Annotated in this window: 20 protein-coding genes and 1 pseudogene; 20 read left to right on the top strand and 1 reads right to left on the bottom strand. The window is 38.2% G+C overall.

Annotated elements, in window-relative coordinates:
- The first annotated feature begins 31 nt into the window (after positions 1-31).
- Complete coding sequence (locus HUG15_RS20995) at positions 32-1,240, top strand: CaiB/BaiF CoA transferase family protein (RefSeq protein WP_200125491.1); 1,209 nt, start codon at positions 32-34, stop codon at positions 1,238-1,240.
- A gap of 692 nt (positions 1,241-1,932) precedes the next feature.
- Here HUG15_RS20995 and HUG15_RS20990 read toward each other — a convergent pair.
- The gene (locus tag HUG15_RS20990) at positions 1,933-2,835 is read right to left on the bottom strand and encodes a LysR family transcriptional regulator (protein WP_200125489.1); all 903 of its coding nucleotides are present in this window, start codon (positions 2,833-2,835) and stop codon (positions 1,933-1,935) included.
- Positions 2,836-3,156: 321 nt separating this feature from the next.
- Between HUG15_RS20990 and HUG15_RS20985 the strand changes: the two genes are divergently transcribed.
- The 19 genes and pseudogenes from HUG15_RS20985 to HUG15_RS20900 all read left to right on the top strand — a co-directional run bounded on the left by HUG15_RS20985 (position 3,157) and on the right by HUG15_RS20900 (position 24,923).
- Complete coding sequence (locus HUG15_RS20985; RefSeq protein ID WP_200125487.1) at positions 3,157-4,740, top strand: acyl-CoA carboxylase subunit beta; 1,584 nt, start codon at positions 3,157-3,159, stop codon at positions 4,738-4,740.
- Positions 4,741-4,966: 226 nt separating this feature from the next.
- Positions 4,967-5,197, top strand: a complete 231-nt coding sequence (locus HUG15_RS20980; protein ID WP_246516426.1) for an acyl-CoA carboxylase biotin carboxyl carrier protein subunit — start codon at positions 4,967-4,969, stop codon at positions 5,195-5,197.
- Positions 5,198-6,095: 898 nt separating this feature from the next.
- Positions 6,096-7,427, top strand: coding sequence for an acetyl-CoA carboxylase biotin carboxylase subunit (locus tag HUG15_RS20975; RefSeq protein ID WP_200125485.1), 1,332 nt, complete (start codon positions 6,096-6,098; stop codon positions 7,425-7,427).
- A gap of 24 nt (positions 7,428-7,451) precedes the next feature.
- Positions 7,452-7,664 carry an acetyl-CoA carboxylase biotin carboxyl carrier protein subunit gene (locus HUG15_RS20970; RefSeq protein WP_200125483.1) on the top strand — a complete coding sequence of 71 codons (213 nt, stop codon included), beginning with the start codon at positions 7,452-7,454 and terminating at the stop codon, positions 7,662-7,664.
- A gap of 15 nt (positions 7,665-7,679) precedes the next feature.
- Positions 7,680-7,976: an enoyl-CoA hydratase/isomerase family protein gene (locus HUG15_RS23545; RefSeq protein WP_343073138.1), complete on the top strand. Its 297-nt coding sequence runs from the start codon at positions 7,680-7,682 to the stop codon at positions 7,974-7,976.
- Entirely contained in the window at positions 7,939-8,445 is a 507-nt protein-coding gene (locus tag HUG15_RS20965; RefSeq protein ID WP_343073137.1) for an enoyl-CoA hydratase/isomerase family protein, read from the top strand. Before HUG15_RS23545 ends, HUG15_RS20965 begins: the two co-directional genes overlap by 38 nt.
- Before the next feature lie 14 nt (positions 8,446-8,459).
- Positions 8,460-9,646, top strand: a pseudogene (locus tag HUG15_RS20960) (thiolase family protein).
- A 14-nt stretch (positions 9,647-9,660) separates the two neighbouring features.
- The gene (locus tag HUG15_RS20955; protein WP_200125481.1) at positions 9,661-10,503 is read left to right on the top strand and encodes a 3-hydroxyacyl-CoA dehydrogenase NAD-binding domain-containing protein; all 843 of its coding nucleotides are present in this window, start codon (positions 9,661-9,663) and stop codon (positions 10,501-10,503) included.
- Between the two features lie 310 nt (positions 10,504-10,813).
- Positions 10,814-12,205 (top strand): DHA2 family efflux MFS transporter permease subunit, encoded by a 1,392-nt coding sequence (locus tag HUG15_RS20950; protein WP_200125479.1) that lies wholly within the window; start codon positions 10,814-10,816, stop codon positions 12,203-12,205.
- A 577-nt stretch (positions 12,206-12,782) separates the two neighbouring features.
- Positions 12,783-14,318 carry an acyl-CoA carboxylase subunit beta gene (locus tag HUG15_RS20945; RefSeq protein WP_200125477.1) on the top strand — a complete coding sequence of 512 codons (1,536 nt, stop codon included), beginning with the start codon at positions 12,783-12,785 and terminating at the stop codon, positions 14,316-14,318.
- Between the two features lie 108 nt (positions 14,319-14,426).
- On the top strand, positions 14,427-15,614 hold the full coding sequence (locus tag HUG15_RS20940; protein WP_200125475.1) for a CaiB/BaiF CoA transferase family protein: 1,188 nt from the start codon (positions 14,427-14,429) through the stop codon (positions 15,612-15,614).
- A 190-nt stretch (positions 15,615-15,804) separates the two neighbouring features.
- Complete coding sequence (locus HUG15_RS20935) at positions 15,805-16,905, top strand: IS630 family transposase (RefSeq protein WP_200125473.1); 1,101 nt, start codon at positions 15,805-15,807, stop codon at positions 16,903-16,905.
- Positions 16,906-17,196, top strand: coding sequence for a hypothetical protein (locus HUG15_RS20930; protein WP_200125331.1), 291 nt, complete (start codon positions 16,906-16,908; stop codon positions 17,194-17,196).
- 69 nt (positions 17,197-17,265) lie between these two features.
- Positions 17,266-18,231, top strand: coding sequence for a Bug family tripartite tricarboxylate transporter substrate binding protein (locus HUG15_RS20925; protein ID WP_200125471.1), 966 nt, complete (start codon positions 17,266-17,268; stop codon positions 18,229-18,231).
- Positions 18,232-18,959: 728 nt separating this feature from the next.
- Positions 18,960-19,397 (top strand): tripartite tricarboxylate transporter TctB family protein, encoded by a 438-nt coding sequence (locus HUG15_RS20920; protein ID WP_200125469.1) that lies wholly within the window; start codon positions 18,960-18,962, stop codon positions 19,395-19,397.
- 17 nt (positions 19,398-19,414) lie between these two features.
- Complete coding sequence (locus HUG15_RS20915; protein WP_200125467.1) at positions 19,415-20,929, top strand: tripartite tricarboxylate transporter permease; 1,515 nt, start codon at positions 19,415-19,417, stop codon at positions 20,927-20,929.
- 126 nt (positions 20,930-21,055) lie between these two features.
- Positions 21,056-22,159, top strand: coding sequence for an NAD(P)-binding domain-containing protein (locus HUG15_RS20910; RefSeq protein WP_200125465.1), 1,104 nt, complete (start codon positions 21,056-21,058; stop codon positions 22,157-22,159).
- Between the two features lie 594 nt (positions 22,160-22,753).
- Positions 22,754-23,893, top strand: coding sequence for a YeiH family protein (locus HUG15_RS20905; RefSeq protein ID WP_200125463.1), 1,140 nt, complete (start codon positions 22,754-22,756; stop codon positions 23,891-23,893).
- Positions 23,894-24,008: 115 nt separating this feature from the next.
- Positions 24,009-24,923: a selenium metabolism-associated LysR family transcriptional regulator gene (locus HUG15_RS20900; RefSeq protein WP_200125461.1), complete on the top strand. Its 915-nt coding sequence runs from the start codon at positions 24,009-24,011 to the stop codon at positions 24,921-24,923.
- The last annotated feature ends 154 nt before the right edge of the window (positions 24,924-25,077 follow it).

Below are 25,077 nucleotides of genomic sequence, written 5' to 3'. Positions count from 1 at the left end.
AAATATATCATATGGATGTGGAGGGCATGTCATGGCTAAAATAAACAAAAAAATGCCTTTAGAAGGAATTAAAGTTCTGGAACTCGGAACTTTGCTTGCGGGTCCTTTTTCAGGTCGTTTGCTCGGGGATTTTGGAGCGGAAATTATTAAGGTCGAAGCTCCTGATAAACATGATCCTATGCGTCAATGGGGCCAGCAAAAAGATGGTCATGGTTTATGGTGGCCTATCCAGTCAAGAAATAAAAAATCAGTCACCTTGAATCTAAGAGTTGAAGAAGGGCAAGATATATTCAAAGAATTGGTGAAAAAAGCAGATGTCATCATTGAAAATTTTCGTCCCGGAACGATGGAAAAATGGGGTTTATCTTATGAGGAACTTTCTGCAATTAACCCTCAGATTATCATGACAAGAACATCTGGTTTTGGGCAAACAGGTCCATATAAAAGTCGAGCTGGATTTGGTAGTGTTGGTGAAGCAATGGGGGGCTTGAGATATGTTACAGGGTTTCCGGACCGTCCGCCTTCAAGAATAGGTATCTCAATTGGCGATTCTCTAGCTGCTTTATTTGCAACGATTGGTACACTTACCGCTCTACATGAACGAAACACATCTGGAAAAGGCCAAATCGTAGATACAGCAATCTATGAATCGGTCTTTTCAGTGATGGAGAGTATTATACCTGATTATTTACTGGTTGATTATATTCGGGAGCGAATGGGCAATATTCTTCCGGGCGTTGCACCATCCAGTATTTACCTAACAAAAGATGAGATTTATATTGTTATCGGCGCCAATGCAGACGGGGTTTTTAAGAGGTTATGCCAAGCCATGGGACAGCCGGAACTTGCTGAAAATGAAATATTTTCTACCCACTTAGCAAGGGCGGAAAACATGGAAGCATTGGATAACCTAATTGAAACTTGGACGCAAACTTTGAGTGCGGAAAAGTGCCTCAAAATTTTGGAAAAGCATGGCGTTCCATCGGGTCCTATTTATAATGCGAAAGATATGGTTGCAGACCCGCAATTTAAAGAAAGAGAAATGATTATTTATAAAGAGCACCCAGATTTGGGGGAATTTCCAATGCCCGGTGTGGTTCCGAAATTAAGCCGGACCCCGGGAAGAGTTGAATTTACCGGAGCAGAAAGTGTAGGCAAGCATAACGAAGAAATTTACTGTGGTCTATTAGAATTTAAAGAGTCATATGTAGAAAATCTACGTAGAAATGATGTTATTTAGGAAAAATAAAATGAGAGCACATGTCCGATAGGATGGGAAAAATGGATAAAATTTATTTTTCCACTATCGTTAATATGATATGGTTCCCCCCGTTATGTTTCTTATCATTGCTTAAATCATCAACTATGGGCCATTTTAGATCATAGCCAATATACCATTCTAATTTCACTCTTCAAAGGTGTGCAATATCAAGATCGAAGCTAACGATATTGAGCCACAGTAAATTAGTACTGATTAAGGCGTCTCCGATGATGTAGAGGGGGGCGCTCTTTCCTATGGTTCTTCATCTCTTTTGCAGTTAGTTTTGCATGAAATATGATATAATGTAACAACATTTATTGCAATAAGCATTAGTACTTGATTACCGTCATCGTTTTTTACCAGTGATGTCAACATTTTGACTACCTATCGCACCTATCGCCAAAGGATTTACCATCATGTGCCAACTTATCATATTTTATAACCCTCTTCCATTCGCAACTCGCTGGTTGGGTGAGACCGATTAAGGGAATTTAAAAAAATAATAAGCCAAATAATGGGGCGGAGCCGAATGATCAAGGCACCATTGTCATTCATATCGCCCTCAATACGACAGAACTGATACTAAAAGGAAGATTATTTGTGAGTGGAGCAAATAAACAAAAAGCGTTACCCACCCATTTTGATCAATATTGTGATAAAAGAAAAATTACTTAAATATCTCCTTTTACAATTTGTGTTTTAAGATAATGTAAAAATTTTTTTGCTTCAAGTGTAAAATGCTTATTTTTAGGATGAATCCAACCATATGAGCGAATCGCTACTTCGTTATTGACAAAAGGAATTGGAACGATATCTCCCTTTTGCACGTATTGATCTCCTTTTAATGCTAAATCTGTTGAAAAACCTATTGATAGCCCTTCTGCGACCGTTTTTTTAATTACTTCCGTGCTATTTGATGAAAATAAAATATTTATCCCTTTTTGTCCGCTAAGATGTTTTTGAAAAAATCTTTCCCAAAGGTGTGAGTTGTATAAAACTATAGGCTGGTTTACCAAATCTTTAGGGGTTATGATTTCGTTATAAGCTAATAATGAATTTTTACTTACACAAACGTTTATTTCAGTTTCTACTAATGTGCCATTTAGATGATCCTTGCACTCCTCAATTAAAACAATTAATCCAATATCAACATTATTTTGTTCTATATCGTTAATAATATCTAGGGATCCTTGTTCAGTAATTTCAACTTGTATATAAGGATAGTCTTTTTTAAAATTAGCAAGAGTTTTTGGTAAATAGGTCATTAGCATACTTGGAATAGTCGCTAATTTCAATTTTCCTGGTGATAATTCACCATTTAAAATTTTTGCCTCCTCTTCTATTTTTTGTATTCCAATAAGTACTTCATAAGCGTTATTTATCAGTTTCAGTCCAGTTTCAGTGGGTATTGCTCCCATCCGAGATCGTGTAAAAATTTTTACGCCTAGTTCATGTTCTAAGTTCGTTATAGACTTGCTAATTCCTGATTGAGAAACATGAAGATTTACAGAAGCTACTGAAATTGAACGTGTTTTTGCTACTTCAACAATGTATTCTAATTGTTCAATATTCATTTTATCACTCCAGTATATATCGTTTAATTACGACTTCGAAGGTTAATGTATTAGTTCCTATAAAAAACGCACTCGAATAATCATACGTTCGGGAGTAAATGAAACAGGGGAAACTTTTTGTTTAAAAATCGAATTTAAATTAAAATAAATTCAATACTGATGATGTATTATAGTGTCGATATGAATTTAGGTCAAGTATATATGACTTGTCGTTATTTTACATTACTTGCAATCATGTATACAATAGTTATAAGGAAATTTTCCTAGGATAATTCATAAAAAAACTATATCTTTAAAAAATTTAAAGAGAGGAGCTTTTCAATGAATGGATATAATTCTTCAGAAGAAGAATGGGGAGAAGAACTAAATGAGTTAAGGTACAGGCGAGAAATGGCGGAAAATATGGGAGGAGACGATTCCATTGATTTTCAACATAACAGAGGAAAACTAACAGTTCGAGAACGTATAAAGGCATTAGTAGAATATAATAGCTTTAATGAATTGGGAAAAATTGCAGGCAAAGGAAAATATAACAAGGAAGGTAATTTAGAATCTTTTTCACCTTCTAATTCTGTTATGGGAACAGCGCGGATTGACAAAAAAAAAATTGTTGTATCGGGGGATGACTTTACAATTCGTGGTGGCTCGTCTGAGTCAACTGTGTCAGACAAATGGGTTTATGCTGAAAGAATGGCGAACGAAATGGATAAACCGCTTATTCGATTAGTCGATACTGCTGGAGGAAGTGTAAAACTGTTAGAGCAACAACAAGCGACCAAAATACCTGGTTATTCAAGGTGGCCTTCTATCTCACTATTGGGCCGTGTTCCTGTTGTTGGAGTAGCATTAGGATCCTGTGCTGGATTAGGAGCTATCAAAGTCGGAATTTCTCACTTTTCAGTTATGGTTAAAGATATTAGTCATGTTTTTGCTGGTGGTCCACCTGTTGTAAAACAAGGCTTGAATTATGATGTAACAAAAGAAGAATTGGGTGGAACACAAGTTCATACTCGAAGTGGTGTGGTAAATAATGAAGCAACAGATGAAGAAGATGCCTTTCGACAGGTTCGTCAATTTCTTTCGTATATGCCACAAAATGTATGGGAAGTTCCTGAGTATAAACCCACAAATGATAGTCCAGATAGAATGAATAATGAATTGAATACTATTATCCCCAAAAATAAAAGAAAAATCTATGATATGCGAAAGATATTAAAAACAGTAGTCGACGAAGGGACATTGTTTGAAATTTCGAGACATTTCGGAGGATCAACAATCACATGTCTAGCAAGAATGAATGGTTATACTGTAGGGATTATTGCCAATGACCCTAAAATCATGGGAGGGTCTTTAACTTTACAGGCAGCAAATAAAACTGAAAAATTTGTTGACTTATGTGATACATTCCATATTCCTATTATAAATTTCGTAGATCAGCCAGGCGTTATGAGTGGAATTGAAGCGGAACGTAACGGAACGTTGACCTCAGCTATACGTACCTTAGGAGCAATTGAACAAGCGGAAATTCCTTGGTGCTCCATTATTGTACGACGAGCTTTTGGTGTTGGAGGTGGAGCCCATGGTCCAAAGCATGGTCCCAGTGGTCGATCATTGAACCATCGTTTTGCGTGGCCATCAGCCCGATGGGGATCTATACCTGTAGAAGGTGGTGTGGCCGCTGCCTATAAAAAGGAAATATCTCAGGCGGAGAATCCAGACAAACGCCAGGAAGAAATTGAGTATTACTATCAGAATTTATCTTCTCCCTTTCGTACTGCTGAAAAATTTGGAGTTGTAGATATTATAGAACCTAAGGAAACACGCTACGTTCTTAGTGACTGGGTAGAAGATGCATATGAATTAACTAAAAGGCAGGTAGGGATGAAGTTACGCACAATGCGCTAAGTAAGCAATTCACCTTAATAGTGGTAATAATTTAAGAACTCCTTAAACGTGGTTAGAATAATTGTTCCCATTCACGAATAAATTATATGCTTTTTCAGGAAAGGCTTCTTGTATTCTTATCTAAATATATATCAGCGTATTTTATTTTAGTTGTCTAAAATATTGGTTAGAAATCTAAAATGGATTTTATTCAAACAGGAGTGTATCACTCATGAGGGGCGATAAAATGAGTTTAATAAATGTCATGGCAGATTTATCAGGAAGTGTTTGGAAAATTGAAGTGGAAGAGCGTGATAGAGTTAATGAAGGAGATGTGCTACTGATTATGGAGTCAATGAAAATGGAAATTCCTTTAACAGCATCCGAAGGAGGTGTTATTAAAGAAATAAGGGTTAAAGTTGGAGATATGCTTTCAGAAGGAAATATAGCTATTGTTATGGAAAGCGATGATAAATAGAACGAACATTAACAATGCATTCTTATTCTCTTGGGGATGTTTTAATATGTGATGCAGTTTTCTTTTAGTTAAGTTTAAATGTATGTGAGTGACAATGTTAGGAGCGGCACATGTTCTCGGTGCCGTTCGTACACATATCGGCGTAGGTTTTTTTCAAGTTTTTTCAGCATATTGGATCACACTTATCATTTTAACTATATCAATATAGATTCGTAGCGTGCAAGATACCTAAGACACTCGAAACCTTTAGTTATTTGTGTATGGCTCCCTAGAATTCTTGTATCGCAGGACCTAAAGTTTTTTAAGTTCTTAAATTTTTAATCTGAGCTCACTATAAGTAATTTCCTTTCTTAAAATAAAGGTTTGACGGATAAGCTTAAATTCCTTTCGATCAATCTATATAATAATATACTCACTGGAATAGCAAACTCAGGGTAGGTTTAACATCTTTACCCATTTTTGGTCATGAATGTGTGGGTTTTGACTGTCATTGGCAATGTTAGGAACTGCTGGATACATAGGCATAGGATGCGATTTAACTCTTATTTTCTTTTTGGAATCAATGGTTAACATCGATACCGCTAATAGGTTCTGTAGCCTTCGCTTTACTATTTCTAATGATTGTGAAGGCGTGTCATGCAACTCCAATCAAGATGATCGTGAGTTAACGGAGCAACTGTTCCCCGCCTATTAGTTAAGGCGTTTCCCTATCAACATATGAAAATCCTATAAATGATTAAAAATGTTTACTGGTATAAATAACTATTCTGTTTGTGTAAGATTAGAGAACACTCTGATATAGACTAAAAGACGATTCCAGATATTTTGTTTTCTTTTATAAAAAGGAAGACTTTTGCTACTTTAAAAGCTAACATCTCATAACTTTAGGAGGTTAAAAATGTTTAAAAAAATTCTTGTGGCAAATCGTGGGGAAATAGCAGTCCGTATTATCAGCACATGTAAAATACTAGACATTCATGCTATAGCTATTTATTCTGAGGTTGATGCTGAATCTCCACATGTTATGGAAGCTGATGAAGCGCATTGCGTTGGAGAAGCACAAGTTAGCGAAAGTTACTTAAATATTGATAAAATCATTGATATAGCAAAAAAATCAGGAGCAGATGCAATACATCCAGGATATGGATTCTTATCAGAAAATGCCCATTTTGCAAAAAAAAGTAAAAATGAAGGCATAGTTTTTATAGGTCCTGCCCCTGAAACGATGGCGCAAATGGGAGATAAAGTGTTAGCCCGAAAACGCATGAAAGAGGTAGGTGTTCCTGTTATACCGGGATCTGACGACCCGATTGCCGATGCCGAAAAAGCTGTTTCTTTTGCCGATGACATTGGTTATCCTGTCATGCTAAAAGCAGCAGCAGGCGGTGGGGGCATTGGTATGGAAAAAGTAAACGATGCAGATGCACTGAAAAAAGCATTTCACAGCAATCAACGCAGAGCCGAAAACTATTTTGGGTCCGGCTCCCTTTATATTGAGAAAGCACTGGAAGTCCCGCGTCATATCGAGGTGCAGGTTCTTGGTGACCAACATGGACACGTGATTCATCTTGGCGAGAGGGATTGTTCCATTCAGCGCAGACACCAAAAAGTTTTCGAGGAAGCACCGGCAATCGGCCTCTCGGACGAGTTGCTAAGCCGATTACATGAGGCCGCGGTTCAGGCCGCAAAGTCTCTTAAGTATGAAAATGCTGGAACACTGGAATTTCTCGTTGAGGATGACGAATTTTACTTCCTGGAAATGAACACGCGACTCCAAGTTGAACATCCGGTCACAGAATGGGTAACCGGGGTCGATATTGTCCAGGAACAGCTGAAAGTGGCAGCAGGGGAAAAACTGAGCGTTGAACAACCCCAAATAAAAATAAAAGGACATTCGATTGAAACGCGAATCTATGCCGAAGACCCGAAGACCTTTTTTCCATCACCGGGAACGATTGATGACTTTCACGTGCCTGAATCCGAATATATTCGCCTTGATACCGGTGTACGCAGCGGAACTGAAATTACTCCGCATTATGACCCCTTGCTTGCAAAACTAATTGTATATGGTAAGTCACGTGAAGAGGCCATTGACCGCCTAGAAAAAACATTAGATGAATGCGACATAAGAGGGCTCAAGACGAATCTCTCGTTTTTACGTGAAGTATCGAAACATCCTGAATATACGGCTGGCAATGTCACGATTCATTTTATTAACGAACATTTTTAAAATTAAGAAAGGAGACCAATAATCATGGCAAAGATTGAAGTAAGTATGGCAGGGAACTTGTGGAAATTATTAAAGAAGCAAGGGGATCAAGTAGAAACAGGCGAGGAAGTAGCGATTCTTGAATCCATGAAAATGGAAATCCCGATAGAGTCCGTAGCCGGTGGGCAGGTAAAAATGGTTCTTAAAGGAGAAGGGGATTTTGTTGATGAAGGTGAGACCATATTAGAAATTGAATAAGGGAAGGTGCGTTCCATGAATGAACTCATTAAAGCAAATGTAGACAAGCGATGGGCAACGATGACGATTAACCGCCCGGAAGTCCGCAATGCCCTCAACGCGCAGGTATTGGAGGAGATGGAGAACGCTCTCGATGAAGTAGCCCAGCGCGTAGACGTCGATGGTATTATTTTCACAGGTGCCGGCGAGAAAGCATTTGCAGCAGGGGCGGATATCAAACAACTTCGGGACAAAGAAGCCGTCGATGCCCTGTCTCCGGGGATGCAGGCTGTGTATGACAAACTGGCAGACTTTGAAAAACCGACGATTTAACGGGGTTGCGGCCGGCGGCGGTTGTGAGCTCGCTTTGGCCTGTGATATCCGGGTGGCAAGCGCGAAGGCGAAGATCGATCTTCCGGAATTGAATTTGGGCATTATTCCCGGTGCGGGCGGCACGCAGCGCTTGTCCCGTTTGGTCGGAAAGGGGAAAGCCGTGGAAATGATTTTGTGTGGAGAATTGATCGATACCGATGAAGCGCACCGCATCGGTCTCGTTAATGATGTGAGTGCTCCGGAAGAACTCGAAGATAAAGGGCAGGAAATCACCACTGATATTTCCACCAAAGGGCCTCTCGCCGTTCGCCTCGCGAAGATGGTCGTAACCCGGGGAGCGGATTCGAATTTAGAGAGCGCTCAATTATTGGAAAAACTCGCCCAGGCAGTCGCTTTCAAATCTAATGATAAATACGAAGGCACGAGTGCTTTTCTGGAGAAAAGAAAGACCGATTTTCAGGGAAAATAGGGAAGGTGAAGAACATGAACGTACAAAACAAGGAAATTGTGATCGCGAGCGCCGTTCGAACGGCCGTGGGACGAGCCGGCGGCTCCCTTCGGAACGTAGACAGCGGACATTTGGGGAGCATCGTCATTAAGGAAGCCGTATCGAGAGCTGGGATTGAAAATGAGGAAGTAGATGAAGTTATTTTAGGCGAGGTCCGGCAAACTACCGCTTCATCGAACGTCGCTCGAGTCGCCGCTTTGCGGGCGGGCATTCCGGAAAATAAACCAGCGTTTACCGTCAATCGGCTATGCGCCTCTAGCATGCAGGCGATTGGTTCCGGTGTCCAGCAGATTCTGTTTGGACAGGCGGATGTTGTGATTGCCGGCGGCACGGAAAATATGAGCCAGGCTCCCATGTATTTGCGTAATACTCGCTACGGAGAAGGGATGCAGCATCTCGTGGATTCCAATCTGGAAGCCGGCCAGCAGCCTAAAGAAATCTATGGGGACAAGCTTGGCATGGGTGCGACCGCGGAAAATGTGGCCGAGCGATACAATATCTCCCGTAAAGACCAGGATGCATTTGCCTATGAAAGCCAACAACGGGCGAAACAAGCGCTTGAAAATCAAACATTCGCTGAAGAAATTGTGCCTGTTGAAGTCAAGCAACGGAAAAAAACGTTCACGTTTTCCGTCGATGAATATCCCCGGGACACATCGCCGGAGAAACTCGCCTCCTTGAAACCGGCGTTTAAATTCGACGGATCGGTGACGGCGGGGAATGCATGCGGACGTAACGATGGCGCATCAGCGCTCGTTCTCATGACGAAAGAGAAAGCGGAGGACCTCGGCGTTCAACCAATGGCAACGATCGTCGACTGGACGGCCGTTGGTGTTGATCCGGAAATTATGGGCATCGGTCCCGTTCCTGCCGTTGAAAAACTTTTGCAAAGAACCGAAAAATCAAAAAAGATATCGGCGTTTGGGAACTGAACGAAGCCTTTGCTTCCCAGTCTCTAGCGGTCATCCGTGAGCTTGGTTTGCCGCAGGAAGCCGTGAATAGAAACGGCGGGGCGATTGCGTTGGGACATCCGCTTGGAGCTACAGGTGCGCGTATTACAACATCGCTCCTCTATGAAATGAAACGCAAAGATGAAAGATTGGGTGTGGCGACCTTGTGTGTCGGCGGAGGTCAGGGCATGGCACTCATGCTCGAAATGTAGAAAGGATGAACATCATGAAAAAGATCAGTGTAGTTGGAGCCGGAACGATGGGGAGAGGCATTGCCTACACGGCTGCCCTTAGCGGTTTCGGGGTGCAGATCCAAGATATCGATGAAGGAAACCTCCAACAGGCGAAGACATCCATTGAGGAACTATTACAAAAAAGTGTGGATAAAGGATTTATCGCTGTGGACGTAGCAGAAGTAGCAAAACAGCAAATAGGTTATGAAAGTGACTTGCAGCAAGCCGTCCGCGAAGCGGATGTTGTCATTGAAGCGGTTTTAGAAGAAATTCCATTAAAGGTTTATATTTTCCAAAATCTGGATAAATATTGTTCCGAACATACGGTGCTGGCTACGAATACATCAACGCTAAGCCCGACGGAGATCGGCGCTGCTACGAACCGCCCTGACAAAGTCATCGCCATGCATTTTTTCAATCCTGTTCATAAAATGAAGTTGATAGAACTCATTAAAGGACTGGATACGTCCGAGGACACGGTTCAAATCGTGCAGGATCTTGGAGAGAAAATGAACAAGGAAACAGTGGAAGTCAATGAATTTCCGGGCTTTGTGACGAGCCGCATGAACTGCTTAATCGGAAATGAAGCGATGAATATGTACATGGAAGGCGTAGCATCAGCCAAGGACATCGACAAGGCCCTCAAGCTCGGCTTAAATCATCCGATGGGCCCACTTGAACTGGCAGACCTCGTCGGCCTCGATAGTCGCTTTCGGAATATGAACTATTTATATGAAACTTTAGGAGAAAAATACCGCCCTTGCCCGCTGCTCATCAAGTATGTAAAGGCCGGTAAATTAGGCCGCAAATCGGGAGAAGGGTTTTACAAATATTGATTTTCTTCTGATGCATACAGGTAATTTTAGGTGAATCCTATTTTGTGGAAATGATTCATAATCATCCGGTTAGTAATAAGTTTAAAAGATACGTAATCATTCGTAGAAACAATGGGCATAGCTTCCTTTCCGTGAGAAATATAGGGTATCAATAATCTTTGAAATAATATTATATTTATTAGTCTTCGAAATACCTTCTTCAAAGACGTTATAGTGATTTGCTTGCCATGGGCATGGTGAAACTGTCACATGCGATAGCATTATTGTGTCTTGGAGGAAGGTATTTCACAATTCCCAGGAGAGGTTCCTCTTGATCGATAATAAGATAAATAAACAGGTTAATAAGTGGGGAGTATTGCTTTCTACAGTCCTTAGCGGTTTTATGGTTATTCTTAACAATAGCTTGATGAATGTTTCCCTTCCTTTTTTTATGGATATGTATCAGATTACTGCCGTCGAAGGACAGTGGATAATCACTGCATTTTCATTGGGTATGGTAATAGTCATGACTCTTTCTAATTACTTAAGAAAAAGAGTTGGCAGAAAAAAAATATTTTTATTAGGAACATTTATTTTTTTACTAGGTTCTTTTTTTGGCTCTCTTGCCTGGGATTTTGCTAGCTTGATCATTTTTCGTTTTATTCAAGGATTAGGTGGCGGTTTGGTTATGCCACTTTCAATGATACTGATTTTTGAACATTTCCCTAAAAATGAACGAGGGTTAGCGTTAGGTATTTGGGGGGTTGGAGCTACGGGAGCCCCAACCATAGGACCAACTATTGGAGGCATTTTATTAGAATTCTTTACTTGGGAAATGCTTTTTTATATAAATATACCTACAGCACTAGTAGCTGCTTTGGCGGGAATTTTTTTTCTGCAAAAAGATGAAAAGTCAATTAAAGTTCATTTTGATTGGATAGGATTTATATATATAAGTTTAGGGCTCGCCTTTCTTATGATTGGAATTAATTTTTTGCAAAATCAATTATATGCAATATCAGCATATACCATTATAACTTTGGGAGTTGCTGCCCTTTTATTATTCATATGGCAGGAGTTACGTATTGATCAACCACTCTTAAACATACGAATATTAAATAACTTTGTCTTTAGTGGAAGCTTAGTTTTGATTTCTTTTAATATCTTAGCTATGTTTTCTATTTTGTTACTGATCCCTATTTTAATTCAAGATATTTATGGGCTTCCACCCCTTTATGCAGGATTTATACTTTTTCCACAAGCATTAGCTATGGGGCTTTCTATGACTATTGGTGGAAAAATTCTTGATAAAAAAGGGCCGTACATTGTGATTTTACTAGGAGTGTTGATTACAACCGTTCTAACTTTTGTGATTGGTTTTTCGATAGGAGAAATTAGTTTAGGCTTTCTTGCTACCTTGCTCGCTTTACAGGGCATCGGTAATGGAATGATTAATACCCCGGCTTCTACTAGTGGATTAAACGCCCTAAATGAAGAGTATGTATCTTCCGGATCAGCATTCAATAATCTTTCTCGACAACTAATGAAAGTTATTTGTGTTGTATTTTTATCAATATTTTTTGAGTATCGGCGTGCCCTTCATTTAGATAGTAATGGATGGATTGAAGCTGGTGAGCGAGCCATCCAAGAATCTTATTTGTTTGTTGCATTTTTTATCGCAACTTCTATACCCTTGGTTCTTTACTTACGAAAAAAATGGTAGCACACATTGTTGAGAATGTAGCATCATGAGAAAATATTCGTATATACCTTAATACAAACGTGATCAAATATCCCAATAATTTTTAAGTTATAGAAGAGGTCTTTATTTTATCCCTATCCTCTGTTCATACATGAACTGAAGGCTAAAGTATGGTTGGGCTTCATTCGTTTGTCCGCGGGAAGGAAGGAAACGAATTAGTATTCATGGCGATAAAATGGAAGGAGCATAACGACAAGCATATAAATTAACCGATAGATAACGAAGATCAACCCACCCAACGAAAAATGGTTCCGATATCATCAAAGAATGGTTGGATTCATTTTTATATTCTTTTGGTTAGTTGTCCCAGCCCTTTGTTAAAACTTCGCATAATAGCACTTAGCATTTATATTAAAACCTCTAATACATGACTTGTAATCATGTATGTATGATAAATACTCATTTTACTTTTCTTGTATTCATAGAGTAAAATAGTTAACAATACAAAATTGACGTCCATATAGTTTTAAAAAGACGTATGTGTGCTAGCAGCACAAATGTCTTTTAGCACACAATAATATTTTATAGGGGGTTTTTTATGAAATTTGAAAAAAATGTTAAAGAACATGAAGAACGAAAAATGAAAGCAAAGTCAATGGGGGGAGAAGAGAAATTATCACGTAGACGCAAAGAGGGTATTATGAATGCCCGCGAGAGAATTGATTACCTCTTGGATTCAGATAGCTTTTATGAATCAGGTCTTTTTGCAACTTCAATATTAGCTCAGGATAGGGAAAAAACGCCAGCTGATGGAAAGGTTGCGGGATTTGGGAAAATTAATGGGCGCGATGTAGGGGTAGTTTCGAATGATTTTACCGTAAAGGGAGCTTCTAGCAGTCAGGTTAATGGCAGGAAAATGGAATATATAAAAAACGTTTCGAAAGATAATGGTTTCCCTGCTATATTTCTTGGTGAATCCAGTGGAGCACGTATGCCTGACATAATGGGGGCACGAAATATTATTGGTATTAATAACGACCCTGGTCAATATATGCGTCTGCGTGAGGTTCCTTGGGCTGCCGCCTGTTTGGGTAACAGCTTTGGTAATGCGACTTGGTATTCAATAATGTCAGACTTTACTGTTATGAAAAAAGGGGCTTGCCTGGCTATTTCCAGTCCTCGTCTAGTTGAATTGGCAACAAAAAAGGATGTTGATTATGAAGAATTGGGTGGGTGGAAACTACATACTGAAGTAACTGGTATGGTTGATCTTGCAGTTGACAGCGATGAAGAAGCTTTGGATGCTATAAAAAAATATCTAAGTTATCTTCCTAGCCATTGCAATGAACCTCCCCCGCGCAAGTCTGTTCCAGCAGGTTCTGATGATTCTGTAAATAATATTCTTGATCTGATTCCTGAATCGCAAAAGCAAGTTTTTGATGTGCGTAAAGTGATTCAGTGTATCGTAGATAAGGATAGTTACTTTGAAATGAAAGATCGTTTTGGTAAAAGTTTGGTTACAGCTCTTGCAAGAATAGATGGAAAAAGCGTAGGTATTATAGCTAATAATCCAATGTTTAAAGGAGGAGTCATTGACGCAGATGCGGCTGATAAGGCCATCAGTTTCCTAGTTCACTGTGATTCCTATAACATTCCGATTGTTATGATGGCTGATCAGCCTGGATTCCAAGTGGGGGTAGAGTCAGAACGGAACAGTATGCCGGGAAAAGCCATTAATTGGCTAAATGCTTTAGCGCTCGTAACTGTTCCGAAAATAGCGATCATCATGAGAAAAAGTTATGGATTGGCTGTTCGGAATATGGGAGGGAGTGGAAATGCTGATGAAGTTGTTGCTTGGTGGACGTCTGAAGTAAGTTTTATGGACCCACATGCAAGCGTCTCAATTGTTTATGGCATAAATGAATCAGATGATCCAGATAAATATCAGGAATATATAAAAGAAGCATCCAGAGATACCTCTGCTTATGATTTGGCGTCCGTTTATGGGGCAAAAGATGTCATTGATCCAAGAGAAACCCGGGATTATTTAAAGCGTATTTTAGAGGTTTATTCCCAGAAGAAAAATAATGGGGTAGGCCAACATTTACTAAAAAATTGGCCAACAGGGCTATAAATTATAAAGGGGAAGGCTCTAATTAGAGTAGTTGTTACTCATTGATTGCAATATGTTAGGAAAAAAACGGGCAGAAGAATATGCGGAAAAATAACGAGGGGGATGAATGTGAAGGCAAATAATTTAACAATTGATAATTTGAATTCTACTAAAAAAAGATATCCTTTAGAGAATATTAAAATTGTTGACTTCTCGAGGGTGTTATCAGGACCCTTTTGCACGATGCTTTTAGGTGATCTCGGTGCGGAAGTGATTAAAATAGAAAAACCAGATATCGGTGACGAAAACAGGAACGTACGCACTTATGCTGGACGAACTAAGGAAGACGAAGATTACTTTTATCCAATGAATCGAAATAAAAAAAGTGTGGAAATTAATTTAAAAAACTCTTCTGAAAAGGAAAAAGTGTATAATCTGATTAAGGAAGCAGACGTGATCGTGGAAAACTTTACGCCTGGAACAATGGAAAAGCTTCAACTGGATTACTCATCAGTTAAAGAGATAAATGAAAAAATAATTTATTGCTCCATATCAGGATTTGGACAACAAGGCCTCTACAAGGATCGTAAGGCATATGACTCTATAGTTCAAGCTATTACTGGTGTCATGGCTATTACAGGAAATCCTGGCGAATCGCCACTTAGAAGTGGGTTAATGTTTGGTGATTTAACCGGTTCTTTGTATGCGCTATCATCAATATTGGTATCTTTGTATGCTCGTGAAAGAAGTGGATTAGGAAATCATATAGATTTATCATTGGCCGATTCTCTATTAAGTTTATATTCCACAAATGCAGCGGAATATCTTGCAGTCGGGAATTTGCCTGAACGAGGAGGATCTGAAAATCCAGGAAGGAGCCCTACAGGCAATTACCTTTGTTCCGATGGGAAATTTATTCAAATTATGGGGGGCAGTGATATATTATGGCCTAAATTTTGTGAAGTAGTGGGTATATTGGAATTTGAGTATGATGATCGGTTTAAAACAAATGAAGCAAGGATACTAAATAGAGATGAATTACGTAAGATATTAACACCTATATTCTTAAAGCATACAAGCTCTTATTGGGTGAAAAAGTTTAACGAACACGGAGTCCCTAGTGCACCTATTAATACACTTGCTGACGTGTTAGAAGATAAACATTTTATTGAAAGGAACATGGAATTAAAATTAGAACACCAGAAATCCGGGACCATACGTGCCATAAATAATCCATTTCGTTTTAGCAGTTACAATTCCTATAAACTATCACCCCCACCGTTATTAGGCCAAGATAATGAAGAATTAAGGAAATAACATATCAGACGATACCTTATATATGAGTTAATATATAATCGTTAATAATGCACTAGTACAACGTATCATAAATTCTTTCCCAGAATAAAAGTTCGGAAATGATATCAAAAATTGGTGTTATTTGACTCTTCTCGATGGTTGATTTTACCACATGAGTAGAAAATACCATCTGGGAGAGGGGCCCATAAAGTTGTTATTTACGTTTGACGCGAGTACCGAACAACGCCAAAAATTAGCCAACCTCCTTCGCAGTGGAAAGACCGAGGTTCGTATTCAATTCCGCGCTCAAATCATTTGGTCTCTAGCTGTTCTGGGCCAAAGCATAGCTAAGGTGGCACGCCAGCAACAGACATCGAAAAAGACGGTACGTAAATGGCGAGATCGGTTTATGTCTGATGGTGTTGAGGGCTTGCGTGATCAACCCCGGCCTGGTGCACCGCCGACATATACGATCGAAGAACGGTGTGAAGTCATCGCGATCGCCTGCGACGCCCCCAAACATTACGGGTTTGGGGAACGCCCTCAATGGACGCTCGATCTATTGGTAGAAACCATCGAAGCTGAACACGATTTGAAACCCATGAGCCGTTCGAGTATCCATCGAACGTTGATCCACAATGATCTCAAACCGCACAAGTTCCAAATGTGGCTTCACAGCAAGGATCCACACTTCAAGGAAAAAGTGAATTCGATCGTGTCTTTATACTTGAATCCGCCCGCAGATACCCGCGTGCTTTGTATCGACGAGAAAACGGGGATACAAGCCCTGGAGCGAAAATATGAAACGAAACGTCCAAAACCTGGCGTCACCGGACGGTTCGAACATGAATACATGCGTCACGGGACGCAATCGTTATTCGCCAGTTTCGATATTCAAACCGGGGAAGTATTTGCTCAATGCCGTTCCGGACGGAAAGCGGAAGATATTCAAGCCTTTATGGAAGATCTGGCCGAGCATTACCAAGATGACACCAACATCACTGTGATCTGGGATAATCTCAACATCCATTATGACGGACCAAGTCAACGGTGGACAACCTTCAACCAAGGCCACGCCAACACATTCACATTTGTCTATACGCCGATTCATGCGTCGTGGATGAATCAAATCGACATTTTCTTTTCCATCTTGCAAAGACGCTGTTTGAAACATGCCAGTTTTCATTCTGTCCAAGATTTGGCTGAAAAGGTCATGGCTTTCATTCATCGCTGGAATGAAACCGATGGCCACCCATTCGAATGGATGTTTAAAGGCTATCCTATGCAAAATGCGGAAAAGGAGGCGGCTTAAATGGTTGAACCTATCATGAGTGCAGCCAAGTCAACGCTTAAGGATGCCCTTCATGAGCAAGGGTTTACCCACCTTAATGTTCGAACGCATGGCCCTCATCTTGTTATCTATTCTGAGGAAGACGGAGAAAAGGTCAATCGCGCGAGATTGACACGATTCAATGATCAGACGTATGAACTAAGCATGAGCAATCATCGCGGAAAATGGGAAGCAACCCCTTTTTCCGGTACAATGGCTGAAATGCTCACCTTACTAACCAAACAATTTCCGTTTACACTCACCGAATGGTAAACCGAACCAGGGAAGGAATTTCTGGAATAGAGTATTAGGATACTATCATTTTAAATTGGAGGTATTAAAGTGAAAAAAAGAACATGGATCTTGTTTTTTGCTTGTACAGTAATAATATCAGGTTGTTCACAATCATCAAGTTCACCAGAAGATGATTATCCATCAGATACAATTGAAATAATAACTCCTTTTGCACCTGGAGGTAGTACGGACACGGCAGCGAGAATTTTTGAGAGTCATTTAAGTGAAAACTTGCCGAATAACCAAAATGTTATTGTAGATAACAGACCTGGTGGTCAGACTACTGTTGGGATGACAGCTATTCAAAATGCTGAGCCTGACGGTTACACGATAGGATTTGCTTCAAATAGCCCTATTACCACTCAACCACATTTATCTGATACTGAGTATGATTACGATAGCTTTGAACCTATTATTCAATTGGTCGATATACCTCAAGTACTTATGGCTAATCATGATTCTGAGTTGGAAGATTTCGATGACTTATTAGAGTTTATGGAAGAAAATCCGGGTGATTTCACTTATTCTACACCTGGTAATGGCAGTATATCTGACATTGCAATGTTATCTTTTCTTTCAGAAGCTGAGCTTGAAGCAGAAGCTATCCCATACGAAAGCGGTGGTGATGCTGTTACAGCAGCTTTAGGTGGTGAAGTAGACGCAGTATCTACATTTCAGGGGAATGTGGATGCAGACCAAGTAAATACATTAGTTCAATTTTCAGAAGAAACAAGTGAAATGAATGAGGGTGTTCCTACATTAGAAGAAGGTGGGATCGATACTTCGACAGAGGCTTATATTGGAATAGTAGCACCCGAGGGGGTACCACAGGAAATAGTAGATACATTACATGACGCCTTCGAACAAACATTAGAGGATCCTGAAGTGCAAGAACAACTATTAGATTTACATTATGATATTTCTTATGGTACTGGTGAGGAATTCGGACAAAATCTTGAAGAAGATTATTTTGAACATGAAGAGCTTTTGAGGGAAGCAGGTCAAATTGAGTAGAAGAAAGACAAAGTACTAAAAACGAACGAGTATCTTTGTATCCAAATGATGCCTGATACTCGGAAATCCTATGGGCTAGAGTGTGTGGTTACCAAATCCCGCCATTAACAAATGGAGAATGTGCAAGGGTTTTTACATAATATATGGTAAAAACTCTTGCACTTGGAGGTAACCGACGTATAACTTCTAGAGAAAACTCCCTATAGTACTGGCGTTCGTAGAATGCCGGCAAGACCAATAAGCACACCGCTGTTTAGGTACTGATTTATTCATTATTGTAAGAAAAGTGCTTACTGAACTTTTTACCCAGTAAGGTGTCCGAATCTAAACGATTGATGTTGAACACATGAATTTTATATGAGATTTGTGATGTGATCCTGAATTGGATTTTAAAGTTGGGTGTGATAGCAGTCAAGACTTGTTGCGGGTTCTTATTGATTTTAAATTTCCTGACATATGGTCAGCTACGGTAGCGTAAAACATTGTAAACCACGGAACTTTTTAAGCCATATCCAATGAATATCTGATGATTATGTCATACCTTCCCCTATTTTTGGCGATTTGAAAAGTGAATTTAATATATGGTGGAGTATGGGAAAATATTCACAACTCATGTAGGTAAATAATTACAAAAGGTATCGAACTATTTAAAAGAATAATAAGGTAAAAATTGTATACCATTTAAAATTTTGAACAGTTTTTTTATAAAAAGGGGGTTTAATTAAGTAATGAGCGCTAATAAAGGAACATATGTTTCTTTAATTCTTCTATTTATATTGGCAATTAGTTATGGCGTATCAGCTATAAATTTTAGGGATCAAGAATCTGGGATAGGTCCACATTACTTTCCAATTATATTATCTATTCTATTAATCCTTCTATGCATTATAAGTGTTATACAAACTGTAAAAAAAGAAGATAAAAAAATTGAAATGCCGAATAAAATGCTACTTTTTGGGGTTTTATGTTTAATCGTTGCTTTTATACTAGGATGGGAATTTATTGGATATTATATTGTTTCCATATTTTTCTTATTTATTTTATTCACTCTTTTTCGTATGAATTCGCTTTCAAAAAAAGTTATCTTTATAAATATTATCTGGTCTATAAGTGTAACCATTTCAATCTATTTTGTATTTGATTTTATATTGGGTGTGGGACTTTAAGTTAAAGAGGTGGAAAAATGGAATTATTTGGTTTTGATTTATTAAACTTATTCACATTTGAAACTATTTCTGCAATATTATTTGGAACTTTTGCAGGTTTATTAATAGGTGCTATACCAGGGCTTGGTTCAACAGTCACAGTTGTTTTACTCCTGCCTTTCACATTTGCAATGGATCCCTTAGCTTCAATATTACTTTTACTTGCTGCATTTCAGGGTTCTGAATACGGAGGATCAATTTCAGCTATTGTAATTGGGATACCAGGAACGCCATCAGCCGCACCGACAGTTTTAGACGGTCACTCATTGGCTAAAAAAAGCTCTCCAGGACATGCACTAGCATACTCGCTAATTGCTAGTTCGATTGGTGGTTTAGCAGGTGGTTTGATGCTGCTCTTCTTCTCAGTACCTTTAGCAGATTTTGCATTAAATTTGTCAGATCCTGAATTTTTCTTAGTCGCCCTTATTGGTTTGATTGTTGTTGGCGGGTTAAGTTCTCGGGATGTTACAAAGAGTATGATATCTGTTGTATTGGGATTAATGGCTGGTACAGTAGGGGTTGACATTTTAACAAGTGCTCCGAGGTTTACATTAGGACAGAATGAGTTGATGGAAGGGCTAGATTTGATAGCAGTGTTAGTTGGTGTTTTTGCTTTTTCGCAAATATTTATAATGATAAGTGAAGAACTTAATGTAAATTATATCACGGACGTGAAAGGCCTTAAAACTAAAATAACATTAAAAGAATTCAGAGGAGTAGCGAAACCTATCGGTATTGGTTCAATCACTGGCGCTATTGTTGGGCTTATTCCAGGCATGGGAGCTGGTCCCTCTTCATGGTTCGCTTACACTTTTGTAAAAAAAGCTTCTAAAAGAAAATCTAAATTTGGCAAAGGAAACCCAGAAGGGATAGCTGGGCCAGAAGCTGCAAATAACGCTACAGTTGGAGGCTCTATGCTTCCAATGCTGACGCTGGGAATTCCTGCTTCACCTGCAATTGCTATTATTATGGGAGCGTTTATTATACACGGCATTCAGCCTGGACCTTCTCTCTTTGCATCTGATACAGATTTAGTGTATGGGATATTTTATGGTTTTTTGTTTACAACAATATCTATGTTCATCTTAGGTAAATTAGTGACACCCTTGTTTTCACGAGTATTAACTGTACCAAATCATTACTTAATTCCTATTATACTCATTTTAGCACTTACAGGAGCTTTCGTATCGAATTATTTAATTTTTGATCTTTGGGTGGCATTGTTAATTGGGGTTGCTTTTTACTTTTTATTGAAACTTGATTTTTCGTTACCATCATTTATATTAGCCTTTATTTTAAGCCCAATAGTTGAAGAAAGTTTACGTAGATCTTTGCTCATTTCAGATGGGGATTATTTGATTTTTCTCACAAGACCATTTTCACTCGTTCTGGTTATTCTTATTTTATTAATTATTATAGTAATATCATATACCTCGTTAAGAAAAGGATATAAAAGAAAACACAACGATGATGAAACTGCAAGCGGGACATGATATATTTATGAATTTAGCTAACACTGCTTGAAATCTTAAACCCTTGTGAGAGCTTCAGAGTCAATATGAAAATTTCTTGTAGTTTATGTATATCAATATATATTGATTTCGAAAGGTTGAACTTAAATGATAGATTTAGCCATAATAGGTGCTGGACCATATGGTTTATCGCTTGCTGCTCATGCAAAAGAATCAAACATAAATTATAAGGTTTTTGGCTATCCGATGGATTTTTGGGCTTCTAAAATCCCCCCAAATATGTATGTGCGTACCTCCTTAGAATATACAGGATTATCTGATAGGCATAATGAATATACTTTGAAAAATTATCAGCTAGAAAAAGGGATAGATTTATTTTATCCTCTTTCTCGTAATGTATTCGTTGATTACGCTTTTTGGTTTATTAAAAAAACTGATATAGATATTGAAAAAGCATTAATCACGAATGTCATATCTACTGATGGTTTTTATATTGTACAAACTGAAAATGGTAATTCTTATAAAGCTAAAAAAGTTATAGTTGCCGTAGGTTTAACAAATGCTCAGTATATCCCAAATGAATTGTACGTATCTAAGAAAAATTTAGTTACGCATTCATCTGATTACACTACTTTTGATGAGTTTGTTGGTCAGCATGTATTAGTAGTGGGAGGAGGGCAAAGTGCTTGGGAAACAGCGGCGCTATTACATCAGGCTAATGCAGAGGTAGAACTTGTATACAGAAGATCAGAACGTTTAAAACCACAAAAAAATATGAATGCAAAACAACAAGAAATATCTAGAAGGTTTTATTATTTTTCAAAGCAATATCAAGATAAAATAAAGAAAGAATTGGAGAAAGCAACTGTTTCTGACTTTTTGGTTCCCCTAGTGGAAGGGAAAGTCAAACAAAGACCAAATACCTTTATTACATATGTGTTAAAAACACATGATAACAAAGTGCATGTTAAATTGAATGACCAAACCTCTTTAATTGTTGATCATGTTATTGCAGCAACTGGCTTTCGTTTTTCTGTTAATAACATCTCTTTTTTGAACTCAATTCACCAAAATATAGCAATTAATGATTCGGGTGATCCTGTGCTTAATGAATACTTTGAGTCAACTGTTCCCAATTTATTTTTTACTGGTCCTGCAGCAGCTACTTCACATGGCCCTGCTTATCGTTTTATTGCTGGATTATGGGCGACATGTGATATATTAATTCCTTATATCAAAAAAACTCTTTAACACAATATAACATGTTTTAATTAAGTCAAAGCAAAGAGTTATTGGCAAGTGAATAAAGAGAGAATAAAATAGTGATCGCGCAGCACATTCTTATAAGATCATAAATACACTCTAAACTTCATCCCAATTTTTAATATTTACCTGTATTTGTTGACGATGTTTCTAAGCGTTTTGTGGATAGTTTTAATTTTTTCCTTCATGTTAAATTCTGGGTGTTTGAGGATGAAATATAAACGACACAGGAAAGAAATTTATTAATACCTGTCCACTAATTTCGGAGAGATTTTGGGATCCATTTTATTATAATTATGGCTTACAGCTTTCAGATCAGTCCTACTTGACCTACTGTTTTTAATCTTTGCGACGAAGTCCTGGAGGTTCTACTAAATGAGTAATCATAGTAATAGAAAAACGGTGCTTCTTTAGAGAATGAAATACAGCAAGAACTGCATAACGGTTTTTTTATGAATCGTATCCTTATTAATGCTCTTATTTATTTTTATAATAAGAGTGTTCTGATATCCCGATAACCACAACTTTCTTCTTTCTTTTACAATTAGAAAGAGAACCTTAATTATGTCGGGAGAGAACAGTATGCATAAAAGCATTCGAAAGATATCACAGTTATTGCCGGGGCTAACCCTTTGTCTTGTAGTAATGGCAGCATCATTGTACATTGCAAAATGGCTAGGAGTTGTTATTAATTATTTCCAAGGAATCTTAGATGGCGGAAGTAGTCCGATTTCCTCGATATTTGTAGCGATTATCATGGGGATATTAATAAGAAATGTGATCGGTCTACACGACGATTTCCAAAAAGGTGTAAATTTTTCAGTCAAAATTGTTTTAAAGGCTGGAATTATCCTATTAGGTATACGTTTAAGTTTTTTAGATGTGATTACACTTGGAGCTTGGGGTATTCCAATCATTTTGATTTGCGTTATAACAGGTCTATTTGTAACGATCTGGATCACTGCAAAATTAAATCAATCCCATCGACTCGGAACGTTAACGGCCGTAGGTACAGGGATATGCGGGGTTACGGCAATTGTAGGTACAGCACCAGGAATCAAAGCTAATAAAGAAGAAATTACTTATTCGATTGGAAGCATTACAATCTTTGGAATAATAGCTATGTTTCTATACCCGTATTTGGCACATTGGTTTTTTTCTGACGATCCGGTGCGTGCTGGCTTGTTTTTAGGAACTGCTATTCATGAAACGGCTCAGGTAGCTGGTGCTTCGTTAATTTATAACCAAATATTTCAGTCTAATGAAGTTGTTGATGTTGCCACAATATCTAAGCTTACAAGAAATACTCTACTGATAGCTGTCGTGCCGCTCATGTCTTATTACTATTTGAAGACATCAAACCGATCTTCCACAGATGGTCAAGAAAGGAAAAAGTGGTATCAACTAATCCCCTTGTTTGTCATAGGTTTTCTCCTGATGGCTATAGTCCGTACAATTGGTGATTCTGGTGTGCAAGAGTATCAATTAGCCTTTGGCATTTTATCACCGGATCAATGGCAGATGGTTTGGGAATCTCTTAACACATTCGGTTCTGAATATTTACTTGGAATTGCCATGGCTGCTGTAGGATTATCTACAAACCTTAGGATGTTTAAAACCCTTGGAGTTAGACCCTTTTATATTGGTATGGTAGCTGCCCTTACAGTAACTGGTATTAGCTTGCTGATGGTTTATTTACTAGGTGGATTTATTGCGTATTAAATTTGATCTACACTTTACTCTTCTATGCAAGAATTCACATTTAAACTTGATATGACATCATTGTGACGTGGATATTGCTAACCTTGTTTGTTTATTACGAGAGAGTGGGTATATCATGAACCATGATCATTTAGAAACATTTATAGTTGTTGTGGAGCAGAAAAGCTTTTCGGAAGCTGCTCGCATCCTTTATTTATCACAACCTACGGTAACTTCTCACATTCAGGCTCTTGAAAATGCCATAAATGCGAATTTATTTGAACGGACTAAAAAACATGTGGAAGCTACACCAGCAGCTAATTTACTATATCCTTATGCCAAAAATATTCTGGATACGCAGGTTCGGGCACAAAATGAAATTGATCAACTAATGGGAGAATTACATGGTAAATTAGTGATTGCTAGCAGTTTGACAATCGGTGAAAGTATCCTTCCATCGTTACTTTATGAATTCAAAATGAAATATCCAAAAGTTGAATTAAATACGGAAATTATAAATAGCCAACACATTGTAGAATTGATTAGAAATAGTGAATTGGAGATTGGCCTTATTGAAGCTTGGTTGGATGAACCTCTTTTACACATGGAACCTTTTATGTCTGATGAACTTCTATTAGTGGCTAAAAAAGATTTTTTTACTAACTCAAAAAAAATTATTACGGTAGAAGAATTATGCTCTACCCCTCTTGTGCTTAGAGAAAGAGGTTCAGGAACACGTTCTGTACTACATCAATATCTCGGAAAAATGGGAGTATCATCAGAAGATTTAAATGTTGTCCTTGAATTAGGAAGTACCGAATCCGTAAAAGCAGCTGTAGAAGCTGGTTTAGGAGTATCTATAATATCAAAACATGCCATAGAAAAAGAATTATCCCTAGATTTATTTGAAACATATCCAATTAAAAATGTTGAATTGAGCAGACATTTTTATATAGCATATAAAAAAAGAAAAACGTTATCGTTAATATCTGAAGAGTTTTTGCACTTACTTCGGAACAATGAACATTTTTCTACGACAGAAAATAGATAATGGAAGACAAAAGAATTATACATTCACCAAAGGGACAAAGGAGTGCATGGACCGTATTACGGAATAGATTTATTTTGTAGAGAGTTCCTTACGTTCAACAAAATTCATCTTAATTTATTTTTCTGCAGAGCTTTTTCTTTAAGGATTTTATTCA

Origin of the sequence: Salicibibacter cibarius, assembly GCF_016495725.1 — a bacterium.
Lineage (GTDB): Bacteria > Bacillota > Bacilli > Bacillales > Marinococcaceae > Salicibibacter > Salicibibacter cibarius.
Note: the sequence above shows the minus strand (reverse complement) of the source record. Positions and strands in the feature narration are given on the sequence as shown.

Bases quoted from the DNA above. Each gene is read 5' to 3' on its own strand.
- HUG15_RS20910 (WP_200125465.1), top strand. From the start codon at position 21,056: ATGATAGATTTAGCCATAATAGGTGCTGGACCATATGGTTTATCGCTT.
- HUG15_RS20905 (WP_200125463.1), top strand. From the start codon at position 22,754: ATGCATAAAAGCATTCGAAAGATATCACAGTTATTGCCGGGGCTAACC.
- HUG15_RS20930 (WP_200125331.1), top strand. From the start codon at position 16,906: ATGGTTGAACCTATCATGAGTGCAGCCAAGTCAACGCTTAAGGATGCC.
- HUG15_RS20990 (WP_200125489.1), bottom strand. From the start codon at position 2,835: ATGAATATTGAACAATTAGAATACATTGTTGAAGTAGCAAAAACACGT.
- HUG15_RS20975 (WP_200125485.1), top strand. From the start codon at position 6,096: ATGTTTAAAAAAATTCTTGTGGCAAATCGTGGGGAAATAGCAGTCCGT.
- HUG15_RS20920 (WP_200125469.1), top strand. From the start codon at position 18,960: ATGAGCGCTAATAAAGGAACATATGTTTCTTTAATTCTTCTATTTATA.
- HUG15_RS20965 (WP_343073137.1), top strand. From the start codon at position 7,939: ATGACAAACTGGCAGACTTTGAAAAACCGACGATTTAACGGGGTTGCG.
- HUG15_RS23545 (WP_343073138.1), top strand. From the start codon at position 7,680: ATGAATGAACTCATTAAAGCAAATGTAGACAAGCGATGGGCAACGATG.
- HUG15_RS20985 (WP_200125487.1), top strand. From the start codon at position 3,157: ATGAATGGATATAATTCTTCAGAAGAAGAATGGGGAGAAGAACTAAAT.
- HUG15_RS20915 (WP_200125467.1), top strand. From the start codon at position 19,415: ATGGAATTATTTGGTTTTGATTTATTAAACTTATTCACATTTGAAACT.
- HUG15_RS20980 (WP_246516426.1), top strand. From the start codon at position 4,967: ATGAGTTTAATAAATGTCATGGCAGATTTATCAGGAAGTGTTTGGAAA.
- HUG15_RS20900 (WP_200125461.1), top strand. From the start codon at position 24,009: ATGAACCATGATCATTTAGAAACATTTATAGTTGTTGTGGAGCAGAAA.
- HUG15_RS20945 (WP_200125477.1), top strand. From the start codon at position 12,783: ATGAAATTTGAAAAAAATGTTAAAGAACATGAAGAACGAAAAATGAAA.
- HUG15_RS20955 (WP_200125481.1), top strand. From the start codon at position 9,661: ATGAAAAAGATCAGTGTAGTTGGAGCCGGAACGATGGGGAGAGGCATT.
- HUG15_RS20995 (WP_200125491.1), top strand. From the start codon at position 32: ATGGCTAAAATAAACAAAAAAATGCCTTTAGAAGGAATTAAAGTTCTG.
- HUG15_RS20970 (WP_200125483.1), top strand. From the start codon at position 7,452: ATGGCAAAGATTGAAGTAAGTATGGCAGGGAACTTGTGGAAATTATTA.